18 protein-coding genes are annotated in these 26,744 nt (G+C 54.8%); 8 read left to right on the forward strand and 10 right to left on the reverse strand.

The window, feature by feature from the left end; genetic code table 11:
• Positions 1 to 97: transposase DNA-binding-containing protein (locus ABXR19_RS03330; protein ID WP_354599984.1), on the reverse strand; the 97-nt coding region annotated here is incomplete at its 3' end.
• A gap of 173 nt (positions 98 to 270) precedes the next feature.
• Between ABXR19_RS03330 and ABXR19_RS03335 the strand changes: the two genes are divergently transcribed.
• From ABXR19_RS03335 to csb2, 4 genes are all read left to right on the forward strand, one after another.
• Positions 271 to 1,209 carry a hypothetical protein gene (locus ABXR19_RS03335; protein WP_354599671.1) on the forward strand — a complete coding sequence of 313 codons (939 nt, stop codon included), beginning with the start codon at positions 271 to 273 and terminating at the stop codon, positions 1,207 to 1,209.
• A gap of 254 nt (positions 1,210 to 1,463) precedes the next feature.
• Positions 1,464 to 4,919: a type I-G CRISPR-associated helicase/endonuclease Cas3g gene (gene cas3g / locus ABXR19_RS03340; RefSeq protein ID WP_354599672.1), complete on the forward strand. Its 3,456-nt coding sequence runs from the start codon at positions 1,464 to 1,466 to the stop codon at positions 4,917 to 4,919.
• Positions 4,895 to 6,019, forward strand: coding sequence for a type I-G CRISPR-associated RAMP protein Csb1/Cas7g (cas7g, locus tag ABXR19_RS03345; protein ID WP_354599673.1), 1,125 nt, complete (start codon positions 4,895 to 4,897; stop codon positions 6,017 to 6,019). Before cas3g ends, cas7g begins: the two co-directional genes overlap by 25 nt.
• 2 nt (positions 6,020 to 6,021) lie before the next feature.
• Positions 6,022 to 7,410: a type I-G CRISPR-associated protein Csb2 gene (csb2, locus tag ABXR19_RS03350; RefSeq protein WP_354599674.1), complete on the forward strand. Its 1,389-nt coding sequence runs from the start codon at positions 6,022 to 6,024 to the stop codon at positions 7,408 to 7,410.
• 3,646 nt (positions 7,411 to 11,056) lie between these two features.
• Here the strand turns inward: csb2 and ABXR19_RS03355 are convergent.
• From ABXR19_RS03355 to ABXR19_RS03375, 5 genes are all read right to left on the reverse strand, one after another.
• The gene (locus tag ABXR19_RS03355) at positions 11,057 to 12,772 is read right to left on the reverse strand and encodes a retron Ec67 family RNA-directed DNA polymerase/endonuclease (protein ID WP_354599675.1); all 1,716 of its coding nucleotides are present in this window, start codon (positions 12,770 to 12,772) and stop codon (positions 11,057 to 11,059) included.
• Positions 12,773 to 13,292: 520 nt separating this feature from the next.
• Positions 13,293 to 13,577, reverse strand: a complete 285-nt coding sequence (locus ABXR19_RS03360; protein ID WP_354599676.1) for a hypothetical protein — start codon at positions 13,575 to 13,577, stop codon at positions 13,293 to 13,295.
• Positions 13,574 to 14,185 carry an AAA family ATPase gene (locus ABXR19_RS03365; protein WP_354599677.1) on the reverse strand — a complete coding sequence of 204 codons (612 nt, stop codon included), beginning with the start codon at positions 14,183 to 14,185 and terminating at the stop codon, positions 13,574 to 13,576. The genes ABXR19_RS03360 and ABXR19_RS03365 overlap by 4 nt, the downstream gene beginning before the upstream one ends.
• A complete protein-coding gene (locus ABXR19_RS03370; protein ID WP_354599678.1) occupies positions 14,185 to 15,531 on the reverse strand; it encodes a B12-binding domain-containing radical SAM protein in 1,347 nt (448 codons plus the stop codon). Before ABXR19_RS03370 ends, ABXR19_RS03365 begins: the two co-directional genes overlap by 1 nt.
• Complete coding sequence (locus ABXR19_RS03375) at positions 15,528 to 16,985, reverse strand: helix-turn-helix domain-containing protein (RefSeq protein ID WP_354599679.1); 1,458 nt, start codon at positions 16,983 to 16,985, stop codon at positions 15,528 to 15,530. Before ABXR19_RS03375 ends, ABXR19_RS03370 begins: the two co-directional genes overlap by 4 nt.
• A 766-nt stretch (positions 16,986 to 17,751) precedes the next feature.
• Between ABXR19_RS03375 and ABXR19_RS03380 the strand changes: the two genes are divergently transcribed.
• Positions 17,752 to 18,714: a Fic family protein gene (locus ABXR19_RS03380; RefSeq protein WP_354599680.1), complete on the forward strand. Its 963-nt coding sequence runs from the start codon at positions 17,752 to 17,754 to the stop codon at positions 18,712 to 18,714.
• Between the two features lie 201 nt (positions 18,715 to 18,915).
• Here ABXR19_RS03380 and ABXR19_RS03385 read toward each other — a convergent pair whose 3' ends face one another.
• Together ABXR19_RS03385 and ABXR19_RS03390 are read right to left on the reverse strand one after the other, a co-directional pair.
• A complete protein-coding gene (locus ABXR19_RS03385; protein WP_354599681.1) occupies positions 18,916 to 19,152 on the reverse strand; it encodes a helix-turn-helix transcriptional regulator in 237 nt (78 codons plus the stop codon).
• A gap of 395 nt (positions 19,153 to 19,547) precedes the next feature.
• Positions 19,548 to 20,288 carry a hypothetical protein gene (locus ABXR19_RS03390; protein WP_354599682.1) on the reverse strand — a complete coding sequence of 247 codons (741 nt, stop codon included), beginning with the start codon at positions 20,286 to 20,288 and terminating at the stop codon, positions 19,548 to 19,550.
• A 348-nt stretch (positions 20,289 to 20,636) separates the two neighbouring features.
• Between ABXR19_RS03390 and ABXR19_RS03395 the strand changes: the two genes are divergently transcribed.
• The 3 genes from ABXR19_RS03395 to ABXR19_RS03405 are packed head-to-tail and all read left to right on the forward strand — an operon-like array spanning position 20,637 to position 24,071.
• Positions 20,637 to 21,824, forward strand: coding sequence for a class I SAM-dependent rRNA methyltransferase (locus ABXR19_RS03395; protein ID WP_354599683.1), 1,188 nt, complete (start codon positions 20,637 to 20,639; stop codon positions 21,822 to 21,824).
• A 32-nt stretch (positions 21,825 to 21,856) separates the two neighbouring features.
• Positions 21,857 to 22,963 carry a glycosyltransferase family 9 protein gene (locus ABXR19_RS03400; protein ID WP_354599684.1) on the forward strand — a complete coding sequence of 369 codons (1,107 nt, stop codon included), beginning with the start codon at positions 21,857 to 21,859 and terminating at the stop codon, positions 22,961 to 22,963.
• A 58-nt stretch (positions 22,964 to 23,021) separates the two neighbouring features.
• Positions 23,022 to 24,071 carry a CgeB family protein gene (locus ABXR19_RS03405; protein WP_354599685.1) on the forward strand — a complete coding sequence of 350 codons (1,050 nt, stop codon included), beginning with the start codon at positions 23,022 to 23,024 and terminating at the stop codon, positions 24,069 to 24,071.
• 94 nt (positions 24,072 to 24,165) lie between these two features.
• Here the strand turns inward: ABXR19_RS03405 and ABXR19_RS03410 are convergent, their stop codons facing one another.
• Positions 24,166 to 25,242 (reverse strand): glycosyltransferase family 9 protein, encoded by a 1,077-nt coding sequence (locus ABXR19_RS03410; protein ID WP_354599686.1) that lies wholly within the window; start codon positions 25,240 to 25,242, stop codon positions 24,166 to 24,168.
• On the reverse strand, positions 25,239 to 26,591 hold the full coding sequence (locus ABXR19_RS03415; RefSeq protein WP_354599687.1) for an O-antigen ligase family protein: 1,353 nt from the start codon (positions 26,589 to 26,591) through the stop codon (positions 25,239 to 25,241). Before ABXR19_RS03415 ends, ABXR19_RS03410 begins: the two co-directional genes overlap by 4 nt.
• Positions 26,592 to 26,744: the final 153 nt, after the last annotated feature.

Here is a 26,744-nt window from a genome sequence, read left to right on the forward strand (position 1 = left end):
CTGCCAACTTGACCAGACGCTTGGTCAAACGCTTATCCCCTGTCTGTGCCTTGCCAAACTCGTCCATTGCCCAGTTCTCCTCGTGATTCATGATCATGCTCTGTCGACAAAGAGCATGAGGCAAGCACAAGGTATACCAGACTAAACTAAGGGGTTATTCTGGGCGCGGGAGATGCGCCGAATTATGCTGGTGGACTTGTGTTGAATGGGGTGGGTCTAAGTTACATCCACAGCTTTGGCTGGCTTCGAGCGTCAGAGCTCGGACAGTTTATGTTTGCCCATACCAAATTTCCTCGGCCAGCTGCCGAGCGCATGGTTCGCGGCTGGATAGAACGCAAACTCGTTATCGAGCGCGTCCTGCCCTCAATTGCTGGGCGCGCACTCGTGCTCAGTGAAGCAGGCGCTCGCCTGCTGCGCCAGCATGGTTCAGAAACAGCCAAGACGAACAAAGACTGGGGCTGTTTCGATGCGGGACAGTGGCATCCTGACCGCCAGTGGGAACATGACCTGATAGCGGCGGGCATCCTGGCAAAATCAGGCTGCGAATTTCGCTCCGAACGAGAAGTTATTGCCGCCGCCGCTGCGCATGGCGCGGACCTGAAAAAAATACCCGACGGCCTTATTTGTATCGACGGCACGTGGCTAGCGCTGGAGGTCGAAAACGCCAGCAAAACGGGTAAGGACATGGCTCACTTAGCTCAAGGCATTGCCTGGTTTTGCAGCGCTGCGGTGCCCCCACTTGGAGACATACAAATCACGGGGGCTGCAATCGCCCTCGACAAACACGCCCTTGATACAAGAGGCTGTCGTATCAACCACATGAGCCGGGTGACTTCCGCACTGGAAAATTTCATCTCGTCGTCGGTCGAGGTGAAATTCCTGATTTTCGAGCGGCAAGGCTATAGCGTCAGCAATTTCGAGATACTCAACGTCACTATTGAGTCTGTGCCAGGGGCGCGAATCCGTAAGTATTTGGATCGAAACAACGCCTGGAAATTGGATCCTGGATACGAGTTGTGGGAAGCCACTTATATGGATGTGCGCGCAACTGTCTGGTTTGCCGCAGATAACGGCGAATGCTGGTGGGTAAATATAGAACCTACCAACGAGTGTCGGTATGAAATAAACACCAACTCATGCAGCGTTGAAAGCGCCGACGCTGGAAAAATGAAGGCGTGTGAGCTGCTGTCGAAGGTGAAGTGGAAATAGGGGTTGGATCGTACCGCGCGCCTTAGGTATCCCAACTTATCCGCCAAGGTATAAGTTATACCTTGGCGGATAAGTTCCCATAAGTTTGTAGGCTGCCGATTGCGAACAATCAGGCAAGCCAGCCATCAACTGACGGACAACGCTTCCGCAACCTGCCATTCAGATGACCGCTCCGTTCAGATAAGCATCCTATTCATAGCGCATTAGTGCCATGATGCGCATGCATAAATGCATATCTCACCATTGGCGAACAAATGGCTCCCCCTGGCAAAACGGCACCGAACACTTTTCAAGACGAACTTTTCAATAAGCTGTCCGGTGTTCAGCCCTACCGATGGCAGAAGACTGCGTTCGATCATCTTGTCCGGGGCGACATCCCTGATCAAATCAAGGCACCCACCGCCGCCGGCAAGACCATGATCCTGCCCACGTTTGTTGCTGCCCTTGCAGCGCAAGCGTCAGCAGGCTCGGTCACCCTTCCTCGACGGCTTGTATATGTTGTAAACCGGCGCGTGCTTGTTGATGAAGCCACGCGGCTATGTGAGCGAATTCGCGAGATCATTCTGGATGACGAAGCCTCCAAATTAACCGCGGCACTACGCTTGCTCTCTGCGTCAGGCGTACCCCTGGCGATCTCAACCTTGCGGGGAGCGTTTGAAGACAATGGTGAGTGGTCCGCAGACCCAAGCACCCCGGCATTGATCCTCGCGACCCCGGACATGCTTGGAAGCCGACTATTGTTTCGCGGTTATGGCGGACTTGGCAGAAACCGGGCTCCCATGCAGGCAGGACTACTGGGTATTGATACGCTGGTCGTGCATGACGAATCACACCTAGCGCGTCCCTTCACCAAATTACTGCGGGAAGTCGAACGTCGCGCTGAGTGGCAAGCCGAACGGGTCGGTCGCCCACCTCTACGCATCATTGAGATGACGGCCACTCTCAGCCCTGAGAGTGGTACGGGGCGCTCCCCTATCGAATGCAATCCAGCTGACGATCCACGCCTGCACCAGAGGATGCTCGCGACCAAACATCTGCGACTGGAGCCCGTTGATAACTCGGCTACAAGGGTGAAGCGGATTGTTGAACGCGTCCGTTTTTATGCTGAATTGAATAAGGCAGTCGCAGTTTTCGTTTCATCACCTGATGAGGCTGCAAAAATTGAACGTGCCGTCTCCGAAGGCAGCAAACCAGCGCTCACCTCAGACCGAGTTGCGGTTCTAACCGGCACCATGCGTGGCGTCGAGCGCGAGATGTTGCTGCAAAAGCCCGTATGGCGCCGACTTGCGGCAGACCGTATTGAGTCTGAAGATCAATCGACCGCGGTGCTTATCGCAACCGGCGCCGGAGAGATCGGCATTGACCTCGACGCGGACATTCTTCTTTGTGACGATTCAACGCTCGACCGCCAGATTCAACGTATCGGTCGGTGTAACCGGCGAGGCATGGGCGCAGGTCAAATCCACATTTTCGCTTTAGATAAAGTCGATCTGAAGCAGGCATTAAGCGCCCGCAGGGCGTGTGCAAGCCGACTGCTGCAAACCTTGCCAGAAACGAGCGATGCGTTAGATGCCAGTCCATTGGCTCTGACCGAACTCCTTAAACACCCAGAATACGCAGAGGCAATTGACCCTTCGCCAGTCACTCGTGATCTGGAAGATGGCATTCTCGGGCTGTTTGCATCTACCTCCTGCCGACTGAAGGAACTGTCAGCACCTGACCCCGCAATCTGGATTCATGGTTTGATCAAAGATCAGCCCGAGATAAGTCTCGTCTGGAGAATGCTGCCGACCGACCCCGCCGACTACGAAACATGGCTTGAGGCTTGGCCAATCCATCGTTCAGAGTGCGCCAAGCTGCCGCTCACAAAATTGAACGAAATGCGTATCGCTGAAATTCGGGCAAGGGCACCGAGCTTCATGCTCGATTCAATGGGCGCATTGCTTGATGCAAACCGTCGCAACTTGCCACCTGGCGGCATCGTGGTTTTCGATTGCTTGGCCGGTGGCCTGACAGCACAAGGGCTACCTAATTCAAACGTGCTTGAGGTTGTATCTGATGCATCCGTTCACCAGTTTGAAAATGCTCTTCTCGCAGACCATTCAGTCAGATTTGATGAGGAAGATGGCGTTTGGCAGTGTGGCGACACGGATGCAGACACGCTTCCTTCCTTGATTTCGCTCCTTCACCCAGGGATGTCCTGCGCATGGTATGAAATTAGTGATGGTCAGCTACGTCTATGGCTAAGACAACAAGACTCGCTCGCAAGCGACTGTGATGAACTGCTCACGGCGGCACCTCGACTGCTGGTAGAACATCTCGATCTCGCCGCACGCGCAGCCCGGCGAATAGCCCATTCACTTACTTTGCCCAGTGAGCTTAGGTTGGCTTTGGTGCGCAGCGCCCATATCCATGACCAAGGTAAAGCTCGCACGTGCTGGCAGCACGCAGTCGGCAATTTCGACCCCGCCCGCCCACTCGGAAAATCGGGCAAGACGGCATTCAATCTGAATGCAAACATGGGCTACCGGCACGAACTTGGCAGCCTGCATGACTGCGAGGACACAGCCCCACTTGTGCGCGAGCTGGTGGCGACACACCACGGCTACGCACGCCCCACTGTGCGCAAAACCGCCCTGATTCACTCTGGCTGCAAGGAAGCCGCAATGGATGCGGCGCATGGATTTGCCTATTTTTCCCGCGACATGGGATTCTGGGGGATTGCCTACCTAGAAGCTCTGCTGAAATGCTCTGATGTGATGGCCGAGACGCAAGCGCAAAGTCTGCTGAATGATGAGCGTGTTGCAACAGAACCCCTCCACGCAAAAGCATCTAAAGTCTCCTCAGAACATACCGACATCCCGTTCCGTGCTGAGAATCTCGGGGAGTATCTGGCGGCACTTGGATTGCTCTGGCTTGCCGACCAAGCACATACAAACGTGCAACTGAGCTGGGGTACGGCCGGCTGCCGATACCACGGCATCGACGACACTCAGATGATGGCACTGCTGAAAACCTTGGCTCACGCAGAAGCCGACGTTGATCTGACCCGCGCGGCCTGTATGGATGCCGGCGATCAAGAAGCCGGGGTGCCCGGCACTAAGACCAGCAAATACCCGCCATTGATTCTGAACATTGGCGGGCATCCCCAACCATTGAACGCGTGGTGCAACGAACGTTTTTCGGACAAATCTTCCTGGAAACTCGCAGCGGGCCGCTCTGATGCACTACAGACACTTCAAGGAATGCTCAAACAATGCAGTGCTTCGCTGTCCGACATGCAATCACCGGCCAAGATCCGCGATGTCGTTGCAAGTAAGGGGCTCACAAAAACAAAAGTTCCAGGCGCCGCCAAGGATGAGGCACAACGCTTCCGTTACGACGCGGCAACTAGCTGGACAGCTCTTGATGTCGGCTGGTCCCCTTACGAAGAACATATGAGCTTCTCAAGGCCCTGGATAGAGGTATTGGCCGCCTTTGGTATTCAGGCTGCATTCCCTCCTCCTGCGCGACGCGATGCGCCTTATTTCACCTGGTCAGCCCCACTACCGCTGTTGCTGGCACGCATTGCGGCACGCGGCCTGATGCCTACCCCTCTCGCGGGCTATCAGCCCTGCTTTGAATCTGCTGGTCAGAATCTTGATACGTACCCATCCATCCCTCTTGCCCTTCAAGGAGCAACCGCATGTCCGCAACTGTTGATAGCCTGATAGATCGCCTGCTTACAGATCAAAACCTGATCGCCCTGGTTGCATCCCAACGCTTGAAGCCACTTATTGGCAATACGGTCTACCCGGCTTCGTATGCCGCGCCTGATGGCTCAGCGCGCGACGATAAAGGGCCACGCTATTGCATCACCGAACTGCGTGACGGCACCAACATCTGCGTGATCGATTCAATCCCTTCACAAGCCAATCGAATTGAGACAGCTCTTCTCACCGACGACTATCTGGGGTTGGTGAGGGAGGTGCGCGTACAGGCCAAACTGGCGAACGACACAGTCGGAATCCGGCACATGCTCGAACTTGGTCACCGCGCCACGGACGGGGCGGTTCTGGCCTCTACGCTTGAACCTGAAATCACCACGGCGCTTCGCTGCGTACGCGATGATCCGGCCCCCTTGGCAAGCATTGCTCCTATGTGTTTGCTGATGGGTGTGTGGGATAGCCGTAAAAACCGAACAGGGCTCAAGCTGCCCCGCGCCTTCAGTGCGACCATCGAGGCCACTGACGTTTCCCAGCGGCAGCGGCATGCGCAATACAACTCGGCATGGCACGCGAATGAACTTGCGAGCGAGCTTCAGGACGCAGCTGGCGCCAAGCCTTCCGAAATTGGCCTCGACGGAGTGCCTTCTGGCGACGGCTTGGGGGGCGTGGTCGTACACGGAGAGATCGGCCGCAACGCGTTCCTGGCAACCAACCCCTTGCGAGCCAACTGTTCCGGCAAGAGCGACACAGCAAAAAATGCTGCTCGCTATATCGCTTCACTTGGCCTCGTGGCACTGACAATGCCCGCCTCGCCTTGGCTTCGTTCTGGCTGCAACCTCGTACCCGATGGCACAACATTGATTGAGGCGGTCAACACTGACGGCTCGCGTGAAACGCTGAAAATTACTCACAGCGAAGCTATCGCGGTCGCAAAACAATGCGCCAAAACACTGGGGATTGACCAACTAGCACCGCTTTTGGGTGAGATCACCGCAGATAACATCCGCAAGCTGGCCTCGGCAAAGGACGAATCACCAGCCAAGGCGAAGGCTGCCAAAGGCAAAAAAACAGCCGCTGACGCAGACGCTACCGTGGAGTCCTAATCGTGTCCTGGCTGGTACTGAAAGCCCAATTCATTGCGGAACGCTATGGTGGTGAAGAATGGCCGCCTGCGCCCATGCGCCTGCTTCAGGCCATTGTTGCTGGCGTGCGCAGTATTGATCACCCCGCACTGACATGGCTTGAAACTCAAAAACCACCAACGATCCTCGCAGAACATGAGCCTGCCACGGCGGCAATTCTGACCTGGGTGCCAAACAACACGGCAAAAGGAACCCCGGCCACACCCGACGAACGCAGTGGACGCGAGCGTCACAACCGATACATAAGGCAACCTGTCAGTTACATCTGGCAATTATCAGCCGAAGATGTAGAGCTTGCTCGCGAAGTGATCCGCCTTGCCGATTCCGTACACACCTTGGGTACAGGGCATGACATGTGTCGCGTAGCCGGTCAGATTGAGGACAATGCTCCACCACAAAGTACGGGCGACAACCAGCTATGGCAGCCCATGCCCGCGTTGCAGATTCTGCGTGATGGGGCACGCAGCCTGCGCGTGCCAATGGTCGGTTCGCTCGCCAGCATTGAGGCTCGGTTTCAGGCAGGTTTGCGGCGTTATCAAGGCAACGGCGAGTTTGTCTCGCCGGTACTCCCGCCTGCGTTATTCGCCACCCAAGCGTACGCGCCGGCAAATGAGATTCCTCGCCACGTCATGCTACCGATTGAGCTCGCTACGCCAGAGGGGGCGGAAAAAGCACCGTCATGGCATTGCGGTGATGCCGTAATTGTCGCGGGCATGCTCCGCAACGCCTGCATGAACGCAACTCGCAACACGGGGCTCGCCGACTGGGCGGCAGGTCATGCTCCAGCAGACGATCTCGATGCTCGCTTGTCCTGGGTGCCTTTGCCATCTATCGGGCACCAGCACGCCGACCGGCGTATTCGCCGTGCAATTTTGCTTGCCCGTCCGCAGGAGGCTGAACAACTCGCGGCTCTTTACCCGGCAGTGTTGAGTGGCCAACTCACCCTTGTTGATCAAAGCTCAGGGGAGATCAAAGCAATCGCCCGCCAACTCGACACAGCAGATAAAGTGCTTGCGCAGTATCGCCGGGCTGGGACTGTGTTTCAGAGCATCACCCCCGTTGCTTTGCCAGGCGATTTCGCAACGGATGAGCGACGCACCATCAAATTATTACGCAAAGCCATCCTAGAAGCAGGCATCGACCCCGGTCTCGTCAGTAGCATCAAAGCCTCGCATTTACCGTTGCATCCACGCGATGTGCCTCTTGGTGCAGTTAAAACCAAGGCATGGCAAGCAAGAGCAATACCCCTTCGTCATGTTCGCATCGAGTTTTCTGAACCGCTAACGGGGCCACTGATCCTTGGCCGAGGGCGACATTACGGTCTTGGCTTGCTCTGCGCGAACCCCGAGTGACCGCAGATTGCCGGAGAGATCGCGCACAGTGTTTACGCCACTCTCATCACAGCGGAGTATGTTGGGTTGAACGGGCCAGCGTAGGTTCGCGCAAAGCCACTATTTTTTGCCCTGCTTCCAAGGATTTGGTAAAGAAGAGTGGAGTCCCGGTTGAATGACCGGGCTTCGTTGAAGGTCCCAAAATCTCAATCGAGACACCCTGCTCGAGGGTGGAGTCCCGGTTGAATGACCGGGCTTCGTTGAAGGAAATCGAAGCCCGCGTACGGATAACTAACCATCGTGGAGTCCCGGTTGAATGACAGGGCTTCGTTGAAGGTGTCAGTATCCCAATCCAGCAACTTAATTGCTGAGTGGAGTCCCGGTTGAATGACCGGGCTTCGTTGAAGGGCGAACGACTACATCAAGAGCCCGCCTGATGCGCGTGGAGTCCCGGTTGAATGACCGGGCTTCGTTGAAGGATTCAGTTTGACGTGGTTCAGCCACGGTCCGGCCGTGGAGTCCCGGTTGAATGACCGGGCTTCGTTGAAGGAAGCGCAAGCCGCCCGCGCCCATCGAGCCGCCCGGTGGAGTCCCGGTTGAATGACCGGGCTTCGTTGAAGGAAGCGCAACGTGCTGGAGCTGCGCCGGGTTGATGGTGGAGTCCCGGTTGAATGACCGGGCTTCGTTGAAGGCATTCGAGTTTCGCGCCCTCGCGGGCTTCCTCGAGTGGAGTCCCGGTTGAATGACCGGGCTTCGTTGAAGGTTGAACAGAACCATGTTGCCGGCGGCGGGGTTCTGTGGAGTCCCGGTTGAATGACCGGGCTTCGTTGAAGGGACACGCAGCCTGGCGCTCGCTTGTCTGGCGTGCGTGGAGTCCCGGTTGAATAACCGGGCTTCGTTGAAGGAGGTGCGCCTCGCTGGTCCCGCGCAGCGGTGACAGTGGAGTCCCGGTTGAATGACCGGGCTTCGTTGAAGGGTCGTGAATCCCAAGGCCGCCATTGGTGACCCGCTGTGGAGTCCCGGTTGAATGACCGGGCATCGTTGAAGGACATCCAGATCGGTATCGTCAAACCACTCACCGCGTGGAGCCCCGGTTGAATGACCGGGCTTCGTTGAAGGAACGACAAGCTGAACCTGAACGTCACGGACGCGCTGTGGAGCCCCGGTTGCATGACCGGGCTTCGTTGAAGAGAGGATGCTCGCGAAGGCGCCGGCCTGATCTGGGGTGGATTCCCGCCTGCATGGCTGGGCTTCGTTGAAGGAAGAAAAACGGCTATGTGCTGCGCGATATGACGCTTAGAGTCCCGGTTGCAAGACCGGGCTTCGTTGAAGAAACGGAGAAATCAGTACCTGGGATGTTTCCAATTGCGGAATCCCGGTCGCTCGACCGGGCTTCGTTGAAGATGGTTGCCATTGTTAAAGTTCTGGCTCCAAGCGTGGTGGACTCCCGGTTGCATGACCGGGAGCTTCGTTGAAGAACCCGCCAGCATGCGAATGCCGAGCGCGTGTATCGTGGAGTACCGGTTAAATGGCCGGGCTTCGTTGAAGCATCGACATTGCCACGCGCCGCCTGGTGGCATGGTCGGTGGAGCCCCGGTTGCATGACCGGGCTTCGTTGAAGGTTCGCTGGCCTGATCCGCAGCGCTGGCCAGATCGTGTGGAATCCCGGTTAAATGGCCGGGCTTCGTTGAAGGATGCGTGACGAATATTGATACGGAGTGGATGAACGTAATGTCCTGGTTGAATGACTAGGCTTCGTTGAAGGGATGAGCACCGTCTGGACTTGTTCAAGAACAAGGGGGTGGAGCCCCGATTGAAAGACCGGGCTTCGTTGAAGTGCCAGCACCAATGCCAGATCCGCGCGGCGCACGGGTGGAGTCCCGGTTGTATGACCGGGCTTCGTTGAAGGACCGGTAACTATCAGGTCATCAAAACCCAAGACCGTGAAGTCTCGGCTAAATGACTGGGCTTCGTTGAAGCTGAGCACCGCGCCCCCATAAGGCGTCAAAATACCAAACCAAGTCCACTCAATATAGAGCTGTTTTTTTGATTACAGAGCCCTGTAAACACAGTGCTTTTTTAACCCCCTTTAACCCCCTTTAACCCCACCCCGAGGCGAGCGAGCCTCGCCATCCCGCAGCCATAAGCACGGGACAACCCTTCAACTCGCCTCACCATTGGGAAATGGAATAATTCCCACCCGTCGGATCGCTCGCCCGCCAGCCGTTCCAAGCCGGGGCGCTAGCTTCGCCACCCCGCCGCGTATCTCAGCCTGTTTCCCACAGTCCGCGGTATCCCTCGACAGCTGCCGTTATTGAACCCGACCTGCCGAGCGGCAAACACTCTAGGCGTCTGCCTCAAGGTATATCTCCACAGATGTCGAAAACTCGCCCCAAACAACACAATCTATGCATTAAATTTTTTAATGCATAGATTGGCGACTTAGCGTTTTCAACTCCCAGATGACCGATATTCGAACAGACATGCCTGAGGCTGTGGCGACCGCCTCCGCCATTCACGTAGTTCACTCAAGTCAATCACATCGGATGACAGAGGTATTGATATGTCACGGCGGGCTATTTCCCGAGCACGTTTCCGTTCCCGATAAGCTTTTTGTCGTGCAGAAGAATTGGCGTAAATTTTTGGGCGCCCGCGAGGCTTTGCTTCATTTATCACACCAAACATATCAATAGTTTTCGAGTCCGTTCGCTCTTTCATAGCCTTACCGATTCAATAAATTTTCTAACGCTTTTGGGGTGTACTTTTCGTAACATGTTACGAAAGCAGGGACTCCAATGAAACGCGTCATAAAAATCATAGGCTCCCTTTTAGCGTATAGCGCGGGAACTCAGAATCGTGCACAACTTGACTAAAAAAATGGTAGGTGGCGGTGAAATAGCTATCGTAACGCGTCACAACCATCCATGACAATTTCGTAACGCATTACGAAATTGTGGGCGCGGAAATATTGTTTTCGCAAGTAACGCTTCGGTTATTTCGTAACGCGTTACGAAAGGATGGCTGTAATGGGATGCATTATGAAAACAACGGCGCCCCATTTTTTTGTATGGCGCAGCAATGCATAACCGCGTAAAAACTTGACTAAACAATAGTGCGCGGTGATGAAATTGCCATCGTTACGCGTAACAATTACAAATAATTATTAATTAACGCGTTACGAAAGTAGGCACGCGGTGATGTTAATTTCGTAATACGTTAAAAAAATAGAGGGCCAGATGAAACGCGTTATGAAAATCGGAGTCTCCAGTTTTTCGTGTAGTGCAGAAAATCATAGTCGTGTAATGAATGGCGCGAAACGATAAAAAATTATCGCGAAGCAACATAACCTCCAATGACGTTTTCGTAACGTATTAAGAAATCATGCGCTCTGAGATGCTTTTTTCGTAACTCGCTACGAAGGGTGCGCCGATTGCGAAATCAACTCACTCGCGAGCACCAATCTGGTCGACTTAATCACCGCGCTGGCGGCGTCTGCGCACTCAACTGAGTATGCTGAGCAGCAGCTTTCGACCCTCAGCGGTCATCCAACCCTCGACGACCTCTGCTGCGGGTTTCAGATGTAGAGCGGACATACCCTGGGCGGGAATGTTGTCAAGCATCTGCGCCGCAATGTCGAATGATCGGTTGTGTGAATTCGTCGCGTCGCTTATGGAACGTGCTTCTTGATGTGCGCTTCAATCGCCATCTCTATACGGGCCAGTATCGGATCGAACTTATCGAAATTAATCTTGGCGATATTGGGCCGCACTATCTTTGCTGCAAATTCAGCTTTACCGTACTCTTTGCTTCTATCCAACGTTGTGTCGTCCCTATTGAACGGTTTTCCCTCAATCGTCATTGCGAGCAGGCCCGGCTCAAAAAAATCCTCGATCGAGCTTTTGTCGCCGGGCTTATCAATTGGGGTAAAAACGACATAAACATTTGCTGCAAGATGATAAAAATCATCCATCCCGGTAGCCGACGTTTTCTTTCCGCTGTACTCCTTTATCAGGCTATAAAAGACCTGACCGCCCGAGTCATTGTCTAGCAACACGATTAGTGGATTCGGATTTATAGGCGCCAGAGTCTTTTTGACTGACTTGATGTAATCGGTAATGAAGTGCCTAACCACTGAAGCCCCACCAGACAAATCCAAGATCCGTTGTGAAGTGTACGAGTAATTGAAGAATCTGACTTTGTATTCGGCTTTGCCCGCTGCATTTATAGACACCAAGTTTGGATGCGCTGTGGCAAGGCGTCGAATCGCACCGCGAAGGTAAACGCTATCGGTCTTTCCCTCGCACAGAATAATGGGTTGCGAATTTGCCCAGAAGTCTCGGTACATAAGAAATCGCTTGTACACCTTGCCTATCGAGGACTGCTCCGCATTGAGTATTTCATTGTTCTTCCTGTGGCATAAATCGATCCAGTCAATAAAGCCGAACATGCCTTGAAGGTGGTTGATGCTGCCATCCATTTTCGTGGGCACAAGCGCCCCCAATGCATCAGTCGTCGTCTTGGTAATCTGGAACTTTCCATTTGTTACCAATTGGTGAGTCATTGCGCGAGTCAACCGCCGGTATTCTGGACGCGTATTTATGCGACGATTGACAACAAGACCCGTCACTTCCTGACGTGAGTTGCGATACTGCATACGGGTTTTCTTAGGATTGAGCTGAAAGCCACTTTTCTCGATTATTTTGGAGAGTGCCGTACCTACATCCCAGGAATGATCAGCATTCGACAACGCTATCGCCGAAGGGAAGACGCGTTCGTTGGTTGAGAAGGTCAAATCATCTGCATAGCGCGAGTAGCTGCACCCATACTTATGCGCAAGCTGAACCAGTCGAATGTCGAGTATCTGACCTATCAAATTCGAGATAACTGGCGAGCACGGACTTCCCTGAGGAAGCCTCCCGTCATGACATGCAATTGCGGCAAGGATCTTCGCTGCGTTCTCCGTCAGGGCAAAGTCTTTGTTCTTTACAAAAAAACCATACACGCGCCCGAAGTTTATGGAGTCGAAGAAGTCCTTTATGTCGACGTTGAAAACAAAGCGCCTTCCTCGGTGAACCGAGGCATTCGTAACAATCGATGCGTTTTTACGAAATCCGTGAGATATTGGCTTTTTAATATTCTTTTGATTATTGATCTCGTCCCAACAGCTTTGAAGACCATCAGACAATCGACTTTGAAGCAGTTTGAGTTCCGGACACGGCGCGGAGATATTCCGGACTCCGCCGGATTTTTTTGGCACAGTGAATGTTTTGTACTTGACCGGCATCTTATAGATGACGTACGAGAGCGACTTAGGTTTGTACCCAAGAAGGAATGCAACGTCATGGAGCGACTTTGTGCTCTTAAGGTTTGTTAAGAAGGACATCTCTGTCGAGGGTGGGGCACGTTAGGCACTCTTAAGCACTACTATGGGAACACATTGCTGCCCATTTTACGGATATCAGGAGGCAAAGCCCCTGACGTTGTTGTCACATGCCGCGAAGCAACGGCAAAAACTCTGCCCAACGGCCCCAGCGTGAGAATAGCAGGTTATTCAACACTTCAAGGATGCAAAACTCAAAGGCTTCTCACGTCATGGTTCGGAAGCCTTCCCACCCAGCTTTCCTGATCCGCAAAAAGGCGCAACTTGCCCCCTCATTCTACTTGCGCTGAACGGCAGCGAGCTTTGTCTTCACTATCCTGCTAGCGCAATGACATGAATCTGGCACCATAGAATGCCTGACGCAGATGCTGACAAAGTTGCTTTAGTACGCCCTGGTCCGACCCGCTGACAATCACTTGAAGCCCGTGGTGCTTATCAAACATCAGCGCATCGCGAGCCGCCTTCAGGGCGAACGTAATGTTCCTGCCAGATTCACACTCGGCTCATCGTCAGACATCAATTTCTACTTCCAGTCTCTTTTGATTCGGTCGCACCGTGGGGCTACGGTGACAACCGAGCGGTCGGCGGCAAGTACAACGTAAATATTAAGATGCTGCTCGAGCATCCCATATAACTTTCCCGCGTACTCTTTAAAACGACGACGCGAGGTTTTGTCGAAGTAGTATTTAAAACTACCGTTCCCCGCTGGCTCACCATGACCAAAATCGACCAGCCAATCTACTAGCATTTTGGGGATAGATCTCTGTTGCATGCGCTGTATCGCATGCTCGGTCAGCTTCAAGCTCATGACACTCCTCTCTGCCAATGCACGGCATATGCAGCAATGGTGTGTACAACTTCGTCAATACTGGCTTGCGCGGTATCGAGGCGTAGCCACTTACCCACTACAGGCATGGAACTGCGTCCTCCATATGCCTTTCTAAGCATCGAATCTGCACTTGGGCTAAGTGTTTCGTTATCAGCAGTAGAGCAACCACGAGCAGCCGTGCGCTCCCGTCTGACTTCCAATGGAGCTTCCAGATATATAGTTATGTCTGCATGGATTAGCTCGGTCTCCATCGCGTAATCCAAATTCAGCTGAGAACCACGAAATTCTGCATAGGCTTGTGTAGAAAGGAAATATCGATCCAGAATCACGGATTTACCCTCAGCTAGGCAGATCCTCACCTCATCAGACGCCGCTTTAACGGTCGCCAGATAAAATAAGTGGACTGCTTCCTGGCTACCCTTGAAACTGGCTATAATTTCTTCACGATGTTTTCGCAATGTTTCACATGGGGTTGTCATGTAGCGCGCTCCAAGCAAATCGGCTGTTCGTTTCGCGCAGCTGCTTTTCCCAGTTCCATCCAGGCCTTCGAACACCAGAAATATCGGTTTTTTATGCACAAAGAGCATCACACCCTCCCTAGTGCGCGAAACATAGATAACGAATCGTTGGTCAATTGATTACTCATAAAAAAATCCAGATCATTTGACTTTTTAGAAAGCACTCTTTCGCTATCAGACAACGCATTCGCAATCCGATCCATTTTCTCCCACTCCTGAATACTGAAACTGCTAGAGCTATTTACTACCGGCAATAAGCCATCCCGAACAGATAACAACCAGTTTGCTCGAGTCCGATCAAGTTCGGTGCCTCGTAAAAGCAGCAATGGAAAAGCCTTGATGACGGGCACTCCAATGCCTAGGCACCAGTCAACAGATTGTTTGAACGATTCTAAAGTCTGCTCGGGCAACCCGTAAATCAACGAAACCTCGTGCTTGATACCGCGTACTTGGACATTACGCAGAACAGATTCCACTTTTTGCATATTGTTCGGCCTCCCGATAGCCATGTATTCACGCTTGTGGATCGACTGCAAACCAAATTCCAAGCACGCCTCAAGCTCCTCGGCCATCTGAAGGAATTCGTCATCTACCATTTCAGCCCTGCACTGAAGGGATAGCTCACCTTTGTATCCGTGCCGTATGAGCAGCTCCAGAACGCGCTTTGCATGCACGAGATTTCCGTTGAAAATGGGGTCCAAAACTGAAATTCGCTTAACCCCTTTGCTGCAAAATAGGGCTATCTCTTGGTCGATCCGTGACTCAGCTAGTGCGGCAATAGGCATACGAAAATCCGGCTGCTTGTGCTGACAAAACGAACAATGAAAACGACAGCCTCGCTGAGTTTCCCAACGTATAGATGACTGCGTGCCGAAGGGAATGAGCCCGTTCAACCAAGGCGAAGGTAGAGAGTGAGAGTTACATTCGGCTTGCTCACAACGGTCATCAGTGCCCGCGTAATGAACACCATGAATCTCTGGAGAACCCGCTTGTCTTGCCAAATCACATAACGCACTCTCGGCCTGACCCCGAATGAAAACGTCTGCTTCCGGATAAATGGCTTCAAGTCCCTCGCCTGCGTATGAGATTTGTGGGCCACCCAGAATGATTCGTCCATTGAAGCCGGCGCCGCGCAACGCAGTCAGCAATACTTTGGTTTGCTCGTCATTCCATACAAAAGCGCCGATTGCTACATCAATTTGTTCAAATGAGAGTTGAGCCGCCAACTCAATGATCTGGTGAACTATTTTTTCACGCGGGAATGGCATTCCCTCACAGACAGCGCATACGATCTGATGAATTTCGACTTCATGTCCACATTGTAGTGCGGCGAGTAGTGATGCATGCCCAAGAGGAGTTGGCACGTATTCGTCGCTTGAAAATGGGAGCGCAATAAGAACTATATGACGCTTCATTTTGCGCCACCAATTGACTGGGCCTGCTCGATGCCGTCGCACTCCTCATTTTTGTGATTAGGCTCGCTGATCCATTGAGATACTTCCTCACGAAGTTTGATTACATCTGCCTCTGGCCATGGCGCATGACGAGAACTGCCATCTGGAAGCTCCTCCATTAACGCTATTAGATAGTGGTCAGGATCGAGAGATCTGTCGTCTTCAAACACAGCTATGGAAATACGGAACAGCGACGGCAGAGGATGTGAGTAATCGAGAACTCCTCCACCAGGAAACTCTTGGGTGAGAATGAGCGTTTGCCTGTCGTCGACGCTGCAACCGGTCACTTCCCATCGGCCTTCAGAAGAGCTTTTTAGAAGAGAGCGCAAATATGACTTGAGTTGGCCCGTCAATGCATCTGGAGTTCCAGGGTGATGATTTTCGTTAAGGTCCGAATTTTGTGATGCCTCGTCAAAACCCCCATGGAAAACCACTCGATCAGCATCAAAGTCTGCGCCCTGTTTCCTTTTTGTAACAACAAAGCTTAGCCGGCAAACGTCCTCAGGCACCCTGATGTTTTCAAAATCAGTAACTTCCCTTACGCTCGAATAAGCAAATTTACTTAGTTCCCTCCCCAAGGATTCGTTGTCTTTCGGAGAGGTCGTCAACCACCGCACCCCTTTGTTGTCATTTGGCTCGCAACGAACAAAATCAAAGCCCCACGATCGATCATCATCACGCGAATCGATAATTTTAATGTGATGCCAGAACTCATCCCGTGAGAGTTGAATAGCCATATTTGAGTTTGCGCGTTGATTGCTAACAGCCCAATTCCACACGTCTTGTATGAAGCAGATTAACGCAGAGGTTCCTGTAAGGACTAATGGCGTTTTCGGAACATCCTTTATGTATCGAATTCCATGAATTACAACCCACCAATTGCCTTGTACGTAGGCTGGTGCGAACAACTCAGCTTCCGATAAATTCGTCAAGCATTTCAGCCGACTCATTTCTGCGGAATCTCGAGCCCACTGGGCGGACTCAATCCGCTCCGCGGTCTGTTTAGAAAAACTCGTAAGGAGTTGCTCACGGCTAAGTGGACCTGGCCCCATGTAAATACGGTTACACCAGTACGCGTGATCATTGAATGCCTGATTGAGGACTTCATTCGAGCCTTCATCCAAAAGACTCAATATTCGATCCTTAACCCGTTCCAGCGTGTTAATAGGTGCCCCCTGAAGTTCTTCTACGGACACACCAAAATATGTTGCCAATGCTTGCGCCATCTTTTGGCTGGTTTGCCCTGTCCGCTCAATTTTTTGGTAAGTAGATGTCGCGGAGGCAGCGCTGTCGTCTGAGGCCAATTTGTGGAAATACGTGCGCAGGTAAAGGCCAACCTCCTTCTGTGTTTTGCGCGATTTGCGTCGGAGACCTTGCAAAACTTCCTGGTCAATCTTGAATTTTGGCCTTGCCATCAGTAGCACCTCCATTGGGATGTGCCCATTATCGCCATTCAAAAAGATGTATCAAGACAGCAAATACATCATTAACTACTTCTGTAAGCGTTTGGCGCTGTCAGCGGCTTATCTACAAGGGGCGAAGCTGCGTGGATCAAGAGCGTGAGCTCGACGAATCGAGACGCTGACGTTCAGTGCTGATCGAGGGTGAGCGGCCGGTAACGTACTCAGTGCAGTCCGTGGCGCCCTGAATGTCGAATGGCCGTTGTGGCCGAGCAGTACCCAGCAGGCCCCCGCTCTTCATGACAGCTCTACTCAGATAGCGGCCGCAGGAGCCTTGAAACGGCGATTGAACGCAGAGGGTCGAGAGGGTGAGTTCGTCAGGCCGTAAAGCGGCCGCTCAACACGATTTTTAGCGGAGCACCCGTTAAGCACCATGCAGGCCTAGCCTGCCAGTCAAACGACCGTTCTGGCCGAGCAGCGCCAGCCACACCCTGTACAACAGCTCTGCTCAGATTGCGGCCGTCGGGGCCTTGAGACGGAGGATGACCAGAGAGGATCGGGTGATGGCAGTACATGCGGCCGCTGGTGGTCCACCAGCCAAATCGCCAGACACCGGGGCTATTGAATTGGGTGTAAATGGGCGCATTATTGGTCTTCACGCTTATTGGGTGTAATTGGGTGTATTATTGGGTGCATGATTAGATCCGACTCCATCCAGATTACCCCGGAGATTCTGAGCATCATCGCCAGAATCGACGAATTCAAAGGCGCTTGGCGTGCCTTGGGTTCACTTGCGCCCGAGCGGTTGTCCGCTCTGCGCCGTGTCGCAACGATTGAAAGCATAGGCTCATCTACCCGGATCGAGGGCAGCAAGCTCTCTGACCGGGAGGTGGAAAAATTGCTCTCCAATCTGGAGATCAAGTCTTTCGATACCCGCGATGCGCAGGAAGTGGCCGGCTATGCAGAACTGATGGATCTGGTCTTCAGCTCATGGCCGGAGATCCCTGTCAGCGAAAACCACATCAAGCAACTGCACCAGATCCTTTTGCGCCACAGCGAAAAGGATGCCTGGCACCGAGGGAACTACAAGACGAACTCGAACAGCGTCGCCGCCTTCGATGAAAACGGCTCGCAGATCGGTATCGTGTTTCAGACCGCATCCCCATTTGATACGCCACGCCTGATGACGGAACTCGTCACATGGATTCAGACCGAACGAGAGACGGGTCGTCTGCACCCGCTGCTGATCATTGCCCTGAGTGTTGTGGTCTTTCTGGAAATTCACCCGTTCCAGGACGGTAACGGGCGACTCAGTCGCGTACTGACGACGTTGCTGCTGATCCAGTCGGGCTATGCCTACGTTCCGTACAGCTCACTGGAAAGCGTGATTGAGCTGAACAAGGAAGCCTACTACTTGGCGCTTCGGCAGACACAGGGAACGATCCGCACCGAAGCGCCGAACTGGCAACCATGGCTGGTGTTTTTTCTGAGGTCGTTAGCGGAGCAGGTCCGACGGCTTGAGAAAAAAGTCGAACGCGAAAAACTGGTGCTGGCCACCATGCCTGAACGCTCGTTGCAGATTGTCGAGTTTGCCCGCGAGCATGGACGCGTCACCATCGGTGAGGCTACCAAGCTAACGGGAGCGAGCCGCAATACGCTTAAGCAGCACTTCAGGACATTGGTCGAGCGTGGTCATCTGAATCAGCATGGTAGCGGCCGAGGGGTTTGGTATGAGCTGCGCTGACAGTGAATTTGGCCTGAGTTCGATGCCTGATTTCAGAATCGAATCGTAATCAGATGCGACGTACGCTTCAAATCCACGCGCGCACCTTGAGGCGCGCGCGACGCCCCGTCCGTATCGTTCAGTCCGCCTAACCTGTAGCAGGCTGGAGTCAGGCAACGACCCAAGTTTCCTAGGTCGTTCATTACTTCAGGGGTGCAAGCCTCAAAGGCTTCTCGCGTCATGGTTCGGAAGCCTTCCCACCCAGCTTTCCTGATCCGCAAAAAGGCGCAACTGCCAGCCAGCAACCGTCTTTTCACTCCAATAAACCTTCTTGCCGATACGGACGGGGGGCGGAAATAGTTGAGCCCTGACCATGTTTTCAATGGTGCGTCGAGATATCGACAGTCGGGCGCAGAGTGCGGACACGTCGATGAGCGGTGATACCTGATCTGTAAGCATGGCGATGAATTTGAGAGTGGGTCTTGGGAGGTATAGCGCGCCCCGTGCTCACAGCGAACATCTTCACGAAAATAGATAAAAATATTTTTTAAAGCGTCCTAATACTTCTTCAACTTTACAGTCACGCCATACTCAAATAGAATGAAAATTCATTTTTGGCTTCTGTCAAACCTCTGACGCTTCCAATGGAGAACGGTTGCGTTTGAGTACGTTTGACTGCGCAAGAATGCAGTTAAGTCATTGTTATTGTTGTGAGTTACGCTTAACTTCGCTTATTCAGTCGGGATATTTCCCGTTGAAAATCCGCGTGTCCTTGGTTCGATTCCGAGACCGGCCACCAAAAGATTCAAGCACTTAGCCCAACCCACAAAGTTGGGCTTTTTGCTTTCTGGCAATCAGTCGTTGAAGCGCGCCGGCTGCGAAAACCACGCGATCAGGCTGAGCAGCAGCCAGAGCCCGGCCACCCAGACCAGCATGCGCCAAGGCTGGCCGCCAGCCTTCAGGATCTGGAAGCTCTCCACATACACAGTTTCACAGGCGCCATTGCCGCTATCGGTACGAACAGTACTGGTGCCACGCTTGTAAGCGAAGCCGTGATTGTGCGAATACTCGGCCAGATAGCCACGAAAATGGATCTGATCACCTTCGCGCACCGACAGCATCAGCTTGGCAAGGCGTGGGTCGGCGCTCAGCAAATGGTTGTTGGACACAGCAGCCTGATCGAACGCGGCGTAGGCTTCGCTGAAGTTGGTGCTGAAGTTGCAAGTGAATTGCCCGCTCGAAAATGCAAACTCGGTATACGCCCCACTACGCACGTTATTGCCCCACACCACGCACAGGTCGACAACATTGATATGGTCATTCGCCTCGCGGTGAATGTAATCCCACCAGGTGTGGGCATCGTGTTTGCTGACCACCAGACCGACCAGATCGTAGGCATACAAGGGCTGCACCGTGTAAGTCACGCCCTGCGTGCTGACCTCAAAGGCAGCCTGCTGCACCGGGCGTTGCTCCGGCTCCTCCAGCAAAACCGCATTCAGCCCGGACGGCGGCGGCAAGATCGTACTGCGCCACACCGCCACAACCAACAAGACAAAGCTGGCGACCAGACTCAATTTGATCAGGCTACGAATCATGGCAAAGGCCTTGGGCGGACACGGGAGCGCCGATTGTAGGGCATGCCCTGGCAGCCTCAGGCACGCAGGCCGATGAACGCACACTGGCAGGCCCTCTGAAGAACCGCGCCCGGCAAGCATATTTCAACACCCTGCCCGAACAGGCTTAACTGCCACGGCTTTCCAAGCACTACGCCGCATAGGACTCAACCACATTGCCTCTACAACACTCCGCTCCGAAGAGCGAATACCGGCGCGGCGTGGCAAGCAAACCCACTCAGTCCTCAGCACTCATTGCTCAGTGCTCCGCCGCAGGCGGCCTTGTATAGGCTAGGATTCGCCCCTTCCTGACCTTGCTGGACTTCGACCATGGCCGAACTGATTCTTGCCGCTGGCAAAGAGCGCCCTCTTCACCGCCGCCACCCGTGGATTTACGCCGGAGCGGTAGAGCGCGTGAACGGCCGCGCACGTGCCGGCGACACTGTGGACGTAATCAGCGAACGCGGCGAATGGCTGGGCCGCGCGGCCTTTTCGCCGAATTCGCAGATCCGCGCACGGGTGTGGACCTTCAACGCGGACGAAACCATCGATCACGCTTTCTTCAAGCGCCGGGTTACCGCCAGCGTCGCACGTCGCGCCACCCATCCGCTGCTCGCCCAGCAGGACGGCCAGCGCCTGATCCACGGCGAATCCGATGGTCTGCCGGGAGTGGTCGCGGATCGCTACGGCAAGGTCGTGGTGCTGCAACTGACCAGCGCCGGTGCGGAAAAATGGAAGGACGCGATTGTTGTCAGCCTCGTGCAGGCCACCGGCTGCGAGTGTGTGTATGAGCGTTCGGACGTCGACGTGCGCAAACTCGAAGGCCTGGAGCCACGCACCGGCATTGCCTTTGGCGAGCTGCCGGCCGGCCCGCTGCTGATCAGCGAGAACGGCGTACGCATGGAAGTCGACGTGGTCGGCGGCCACAAGACCGGCTTCTATCTGGACCAGCGCGACAACCGCCTGCTCACTGGCCTGCTCGCCAAGGGGCGCAGCGTGCTCAACTGTTTCTGCTACACCGCCGGCTTCTCGCTGCAGGCCCTAGCCGGCGGCGCCACCAGCGCGCTGTCCATCGACTCATCCGGCCCAGCGCTGGAAGCCGGCCAGCGCAACCTTGCCCACAATCCGCAACTCGACGCCAGCCGTGCCGAATGGCGCGAAGCCGACGTGTTTGAAGCGCTGCGCAGCCTGCACGCCGAAGGCCGCAAGTTCGACCTGATCGTGCTTGACCCACCCAAGTTCGCCCCCACCGCCGCCCACGCCCAGCGCGCCGCACGCGCCTACAAGGACATCAATCTGTTCGCCTTCCGCCTGCTCAATCCGGGCGGCATCCTGATGACCTACTCCTGCTCCGGCGGCATCAGCCCGGAGCTGTTCCAGAGCATCGTCGCCGGCGCGGCGGTCGATGCCGGTGTCGAAGGCCGCATCCTGCAACACCTCTCTGCCAGCCCGGATCACCCGATTGGCCTGGCCGTGCCGGAAGGCGAGTATTTGAAGGGGCTTGTTTGCTCCATCTAACCCCAGCCAGACATCCCCGAACTACACTTGCCATGAACAGCCCTCTCCTACCGCATATGCACAAGAAGAAAAAATCTATCCCGATAAAGACCTTTGTTACTAGCGGAGGCCTGGGTGACGTAATCATGGCCGTATTCGGTCTTCACGCATTTATTCTCGCCAGCCCGGAATCCCTGAAAAAATCGAGTTCGCTTTATGTAAAAGGGATCCTGCACCCCATCGCCTCCGCCCTGCTTCGCGAGATAAGCATTAAACCAGCGGCAGGGCGCCCGAAACGAGGAGCAACGTACAACACCTTCTCCAACAGTTCATGGTTAAAAACCATAAAAATGCTACTAACCAGAAGCCGGTGGAATAATTTTCCAGACCGAAGAAACTGGTTTTATGGACATCCTGGATTCACCTTTTCCGGGCGAATATTGCGCATGGCAAACGACTGGATTCTGGACCGACGTCTGAGTTGGCGAAGAGAACCCCCCATATACTACGGGTTGAAAATGTGGGGGCCACTTGCGCCTGCCGCCGGAATAACCGATACAGATATCTTGAGTGCCATGCATCGTTCGTTTCCGATCCTGAGGCAGAGAGCCGCAGAATACATTCACGCCATCCCTGCCGAAATTAACAGCGCAAAGCTGGCCATTTTCCCTCTTGGAAAATCGTTCCAGTACGCACCGCCAGCATTCATAAAAAAACTTGTTGATTCACTGGACAGCGCAAATATTGACTATGCGTGCTATTTTGCGCACGGCGACGAGAAGGACATGAAGAGCTATGAAGATATTGGTCTGCGCTGCATTTGCGTCAACTCGATCGATGCCAGCTTGTCGATAATGGCCCAAGCAAAAGTCACTGTCACTGTTGACAGTTTTGCGGGGCATCTCGCCCAGATTGCCGCACAGAATCATGTGATATTAATATCACATGACCTTCCAGAGCATGTCGTACACCCAGCGACGCCATCACTCAAAATTTTCGAGGCGATGCCATGTTCTCCCTGCCTTTACCGGGAACGCGCCAAGGACAAGGTTTGCGCTGCAGGAAGGACATTTTGTGGCGCGTTCAGCTCGGACACCTACTTGAATAAAGCCACTGACGCAATTCACCTTTTCATACAAAAGCGCGAGGATTTCTCATAGAGTTCCGCAGCCAACCAAAAATACATTGTGGCGCTTCACACTTATAACAAGGTCACCAATGAGCAAACCACGCGTTCTCATCAGCTTTGTATTCCAGGAAAACGGCGGCTTGTTCATTCCGCTAGGACCATCCTGTCGGGATGCACTGGAAAATTTCGGATTTGAGGTTGACGTATTCAACGCTCTGTTCGAAATCCGTCGTGGATTTTTCTGGAAAACACTAGAACGTGCAGCCGTTTTCGGGGGGCGCCTTATCGGACGTAGCAAAGCCGCGACAAAAGCGAAGCTACCATGGCTTGAAGAAGCACAAAGATTCGAAGGCATTGTCAGAAAATGCCGGGAATTCAAACCGGACTACCTTCTCGTCATCAGCACTTATACATACCCCAAGCACGTTCTTGATTCCATACGGCGCGAATCAGACATCAAGGCGATGATCGGATGGTGCGTGGAAGGTCCTACTTGGGCGGGAAATCCGGATTTTGAATCCACTCTTTACGATCACTATTTCTGCATCCATCAATGCAACATTGCCAACCCGAGCATTCATTTTCTGCCCGCGCTCGGGTTCGACCCCCAGAACTTCCACAAAATGGCTGGGCTGAAAAAAGAGCACGACATAGTCTTCGTCGGGCAGGAAAAGAAACGTCGCGTAGAGTGGCTGACTCCTCTACAGGACTTGAATCTCGAAATATATGGGCCGAAATGGGAGCAGACGGCACTATCCACCAAACACGCAAGCAGCGGGATTTTTGGCGCTGATGTCAATCGGCTTTATAACCAGAGCAAGATTGTTATCAACGTATCCGCCTGGCCTCAAGAGGCGTCTGGCTGCCTTAACCTGCGCATCCTCGACGTGCCGGCCACCGGCAGCCTGCTGCTGACCGATTACGCGCCGGGCATCGAGGAATATCTGATTCCGGATCAGGAAGTGGTGATTGCCCACTCACCGGAAGAGATGCGCGACAAGGCGCGTTACTACCTGGAACACGAGGCTGAGCGCGAACGCATCGCGCAAGCCGGCTGGGCCAAGGTGCAAACGCTGGAAACCTATCCGCAGAAGATGCAACGCCTGCTGGCCGCTTGCGGGATTCCCTTGCCCGAATAAGCCAGCCCGAAGACCCGCACGCAGTGGGCCTCTACAGACACCCCATCCGGAAAGGCCCACCCGGAAAGGCTGAACAGCGTACCGGCCTGCAGACTCAAGCGGGATGCGGCTCTACAGCACAGCCTCCACGCGCGGCAATCGCCGGCCACAGCTCATCCAGAGCGGCCAGCGCCTCGGCGCAAGACACGTCGGACACGTCGTGTGATTCAGGCTGCATCACGCGATAATCCACGCCCCAGGGGCGCCAGGTCGTGACATCGGACTGCCCGAAGAAACACGCAATCGGCAAACCCAAGGCTGCGCCGATATGCATCGCGCCGCCATCGCTGCACAGCATGCCCTGACACACCGACAAGCCGCCGATCAACTCCTGCAGATGGCTGGTGGGCCAAGGCAGCAACGGAAAATCGGCCGGCAGCTCGGCACGGATCGCGGCGGCTTTCTGGTCGTCGCCCGGATGCATGGGATTGTTCTCATCGCCCGGCGACCAGAACAGCATGAACTGCACATCGCGCTGCGCGGCAAGGGTTTTCAGGCATTCGGCAAAATGTGCCACCGGCCAGCGCTGGCTCGGTTTGCGCGCACTGATGTGCACCGCCAGAGTCGGGCGCGACTGAAACCAGGGCTGCGCCTGCAGCGAGTTCAGAGCACGTTGACGCTCGGCCGGATCGGGCGCCAGCACCTGCGGCCCGGCCGGCGGCTGGATCTCCAGCGGCGCGAGCAGGCTGAACAGATGTTCCACCTCGTGGCCCGTGCGCGGACTGGGTTCAGTCACGCGCAGGTCGATCAGCTCCGCGCCAGCCACGCTGGCGTCGTAAAAGCCGAGTACGTGCTGCGCGCCGATCAGCTTGGCCAGGCGCAGCGGGCGCTTGAGGCAACCGCCATTGGCCAGCACGATCAGATCGTAATGGGTGCGGCGCAAGCGCCACATCAGGCGCAGACGCCGCCAACTGACGCCGATCAGGCTCTCGTCTGCAGCGCGATGCTTGGCCTTGGTATAGGCACAGGCCAGATTCAGATCCGGATTGTGTGTGACCACCGGCAGGTTATAGCTATTAACCAGCGCGTCGATCTGCGCGGCGGGATAGCGCTGGCGCAGGGCGCGGATCAGCGGCGTGGTGCACACCAGATCGCCGATATTGTCACGGCGGATGACCAGAATTTTTTTCATGTCGGTGTCTCCTGATGGTCTGACGTACTCGCCGCCAGCAACAGGCCCGTCACGAACATCGCCTGCTCCAGCATGTGATCGCGCACGATGCCATCCATCGCGGCACGCAGCAGATAACTGGTCACGAACAAGGCCAGCGCCAGCCCCGCCGCGTCACGCGTCGCGCGCCAGCGCCGCCAGCCCGAGCCGATCATGACCAACATGGCCGACACCAGCAGCAGCCCGCCGGGAACCCCGGTCGCCATGGTGAAATCAAACAGCCCGGCGTGGGCGTGCCCCGTCGCGTTATTAGGGGTGCCGTAATACTTCATTAAGGCGCGCCGGAAGGCGTTGCGGTCATAGCCTGTGCCCAGCGGATATTCCGCGATCATCTTGCTGACACCCTTGATCCAGGCAATCCGGTTGTAGGCAGAATGATCCACCGGCACGCCTTGGGCATTATTCGGCCGGGGATTTTCGATCTGATTGATCCACCAGGTGTTGTGCTCGATGTCCCAGGCGATCCGTGCCGAATCTGCAAAATTTTTCCAGCGCGCATCCAGCACCAGATTCGCCGCAAACGCACCGCCAACCAGCACCAGAACCGCCGCGGCAAGGCCGCTGCGCCGCCATTTTTGCTGACGCGTCAGCGACGCGCCAATCAATGCCACAACGGCCAAGCCCAGTTCGATGGCCATGATCGGCAGGGCGTTGCGCGTCAAGGTTGCCGCCGTCAGCAGCAAGGTGGCGGCGACACTCACCCACAGCCAGCGGGCAGACATCGGCAACACCCGCACGCCACCGGCCATGTGCGCTACGGCATCCGCCAGCAGCACCGCCAGCAAGCCAGTGCCCAGATAGCTGACCATGTCGCGCGAGCCGATCCGCGTCGGCGCCTGCATCACGGTCGAGAACGACCCGGCCCAGTCCTTCAGCACAACATTCAGGATCAGATGCAACGCCCAGGCCACCGCCACCCCCAAGATCCAGAAACGCCAGCGCTGCGCCCCCAAAGCTGCGCGTGGCGCACAGGCCAGCGCCAGTCCCAGCAGCAGACAGAGCGTGGACTTGAACCATTGCATCGACTCATACCAGGCGCGCTCGGGCTCCCAGGCCAGCACGGCGTTGTGCACGAGAATCCACAGGGTCAAAGCCACCAGCAGCAACACGGCGGGATGCCGCAGGCTGCGGCGCAGAGCCTGGAAATCCACAGCGATAAAGGGCAGCGCCAGCAGCATCAAAAGCAGCAGGCCGTGACGCAAGGCGATGGTGCCGACAATCGACCACACGAACATCAGCACGGCTTCCAGCACGGCCACGCCGATGATCATGCGCGAATCGAATCCGCGCTGCAGGGGAAGAAAAGACATGGGGCTACTCGCTGAAAAGCTTGTCAGACAAGGCGGGCACGCCTTGCAAGCGCGCAAGTATACGCGGATTCAGCGCAAGCTCGGGCTTGCGCCGGACGCTCGCCTCACACCCTTTGGCAGGCAAACCACAGGATTAACAGGTAGCATGCCTGC

Origin of the sequence: Uliginosibacterium flavum, assembly GCF_040566545.1 — a bacterium.
GTDB classification, from domain to species: Bacteria; Pseudomonadota; Gammaproteobacteria; order Burkholderiales; family Rhodocyclaceae; genus Uliginosibacterium; species Uliginosibacterium flavum.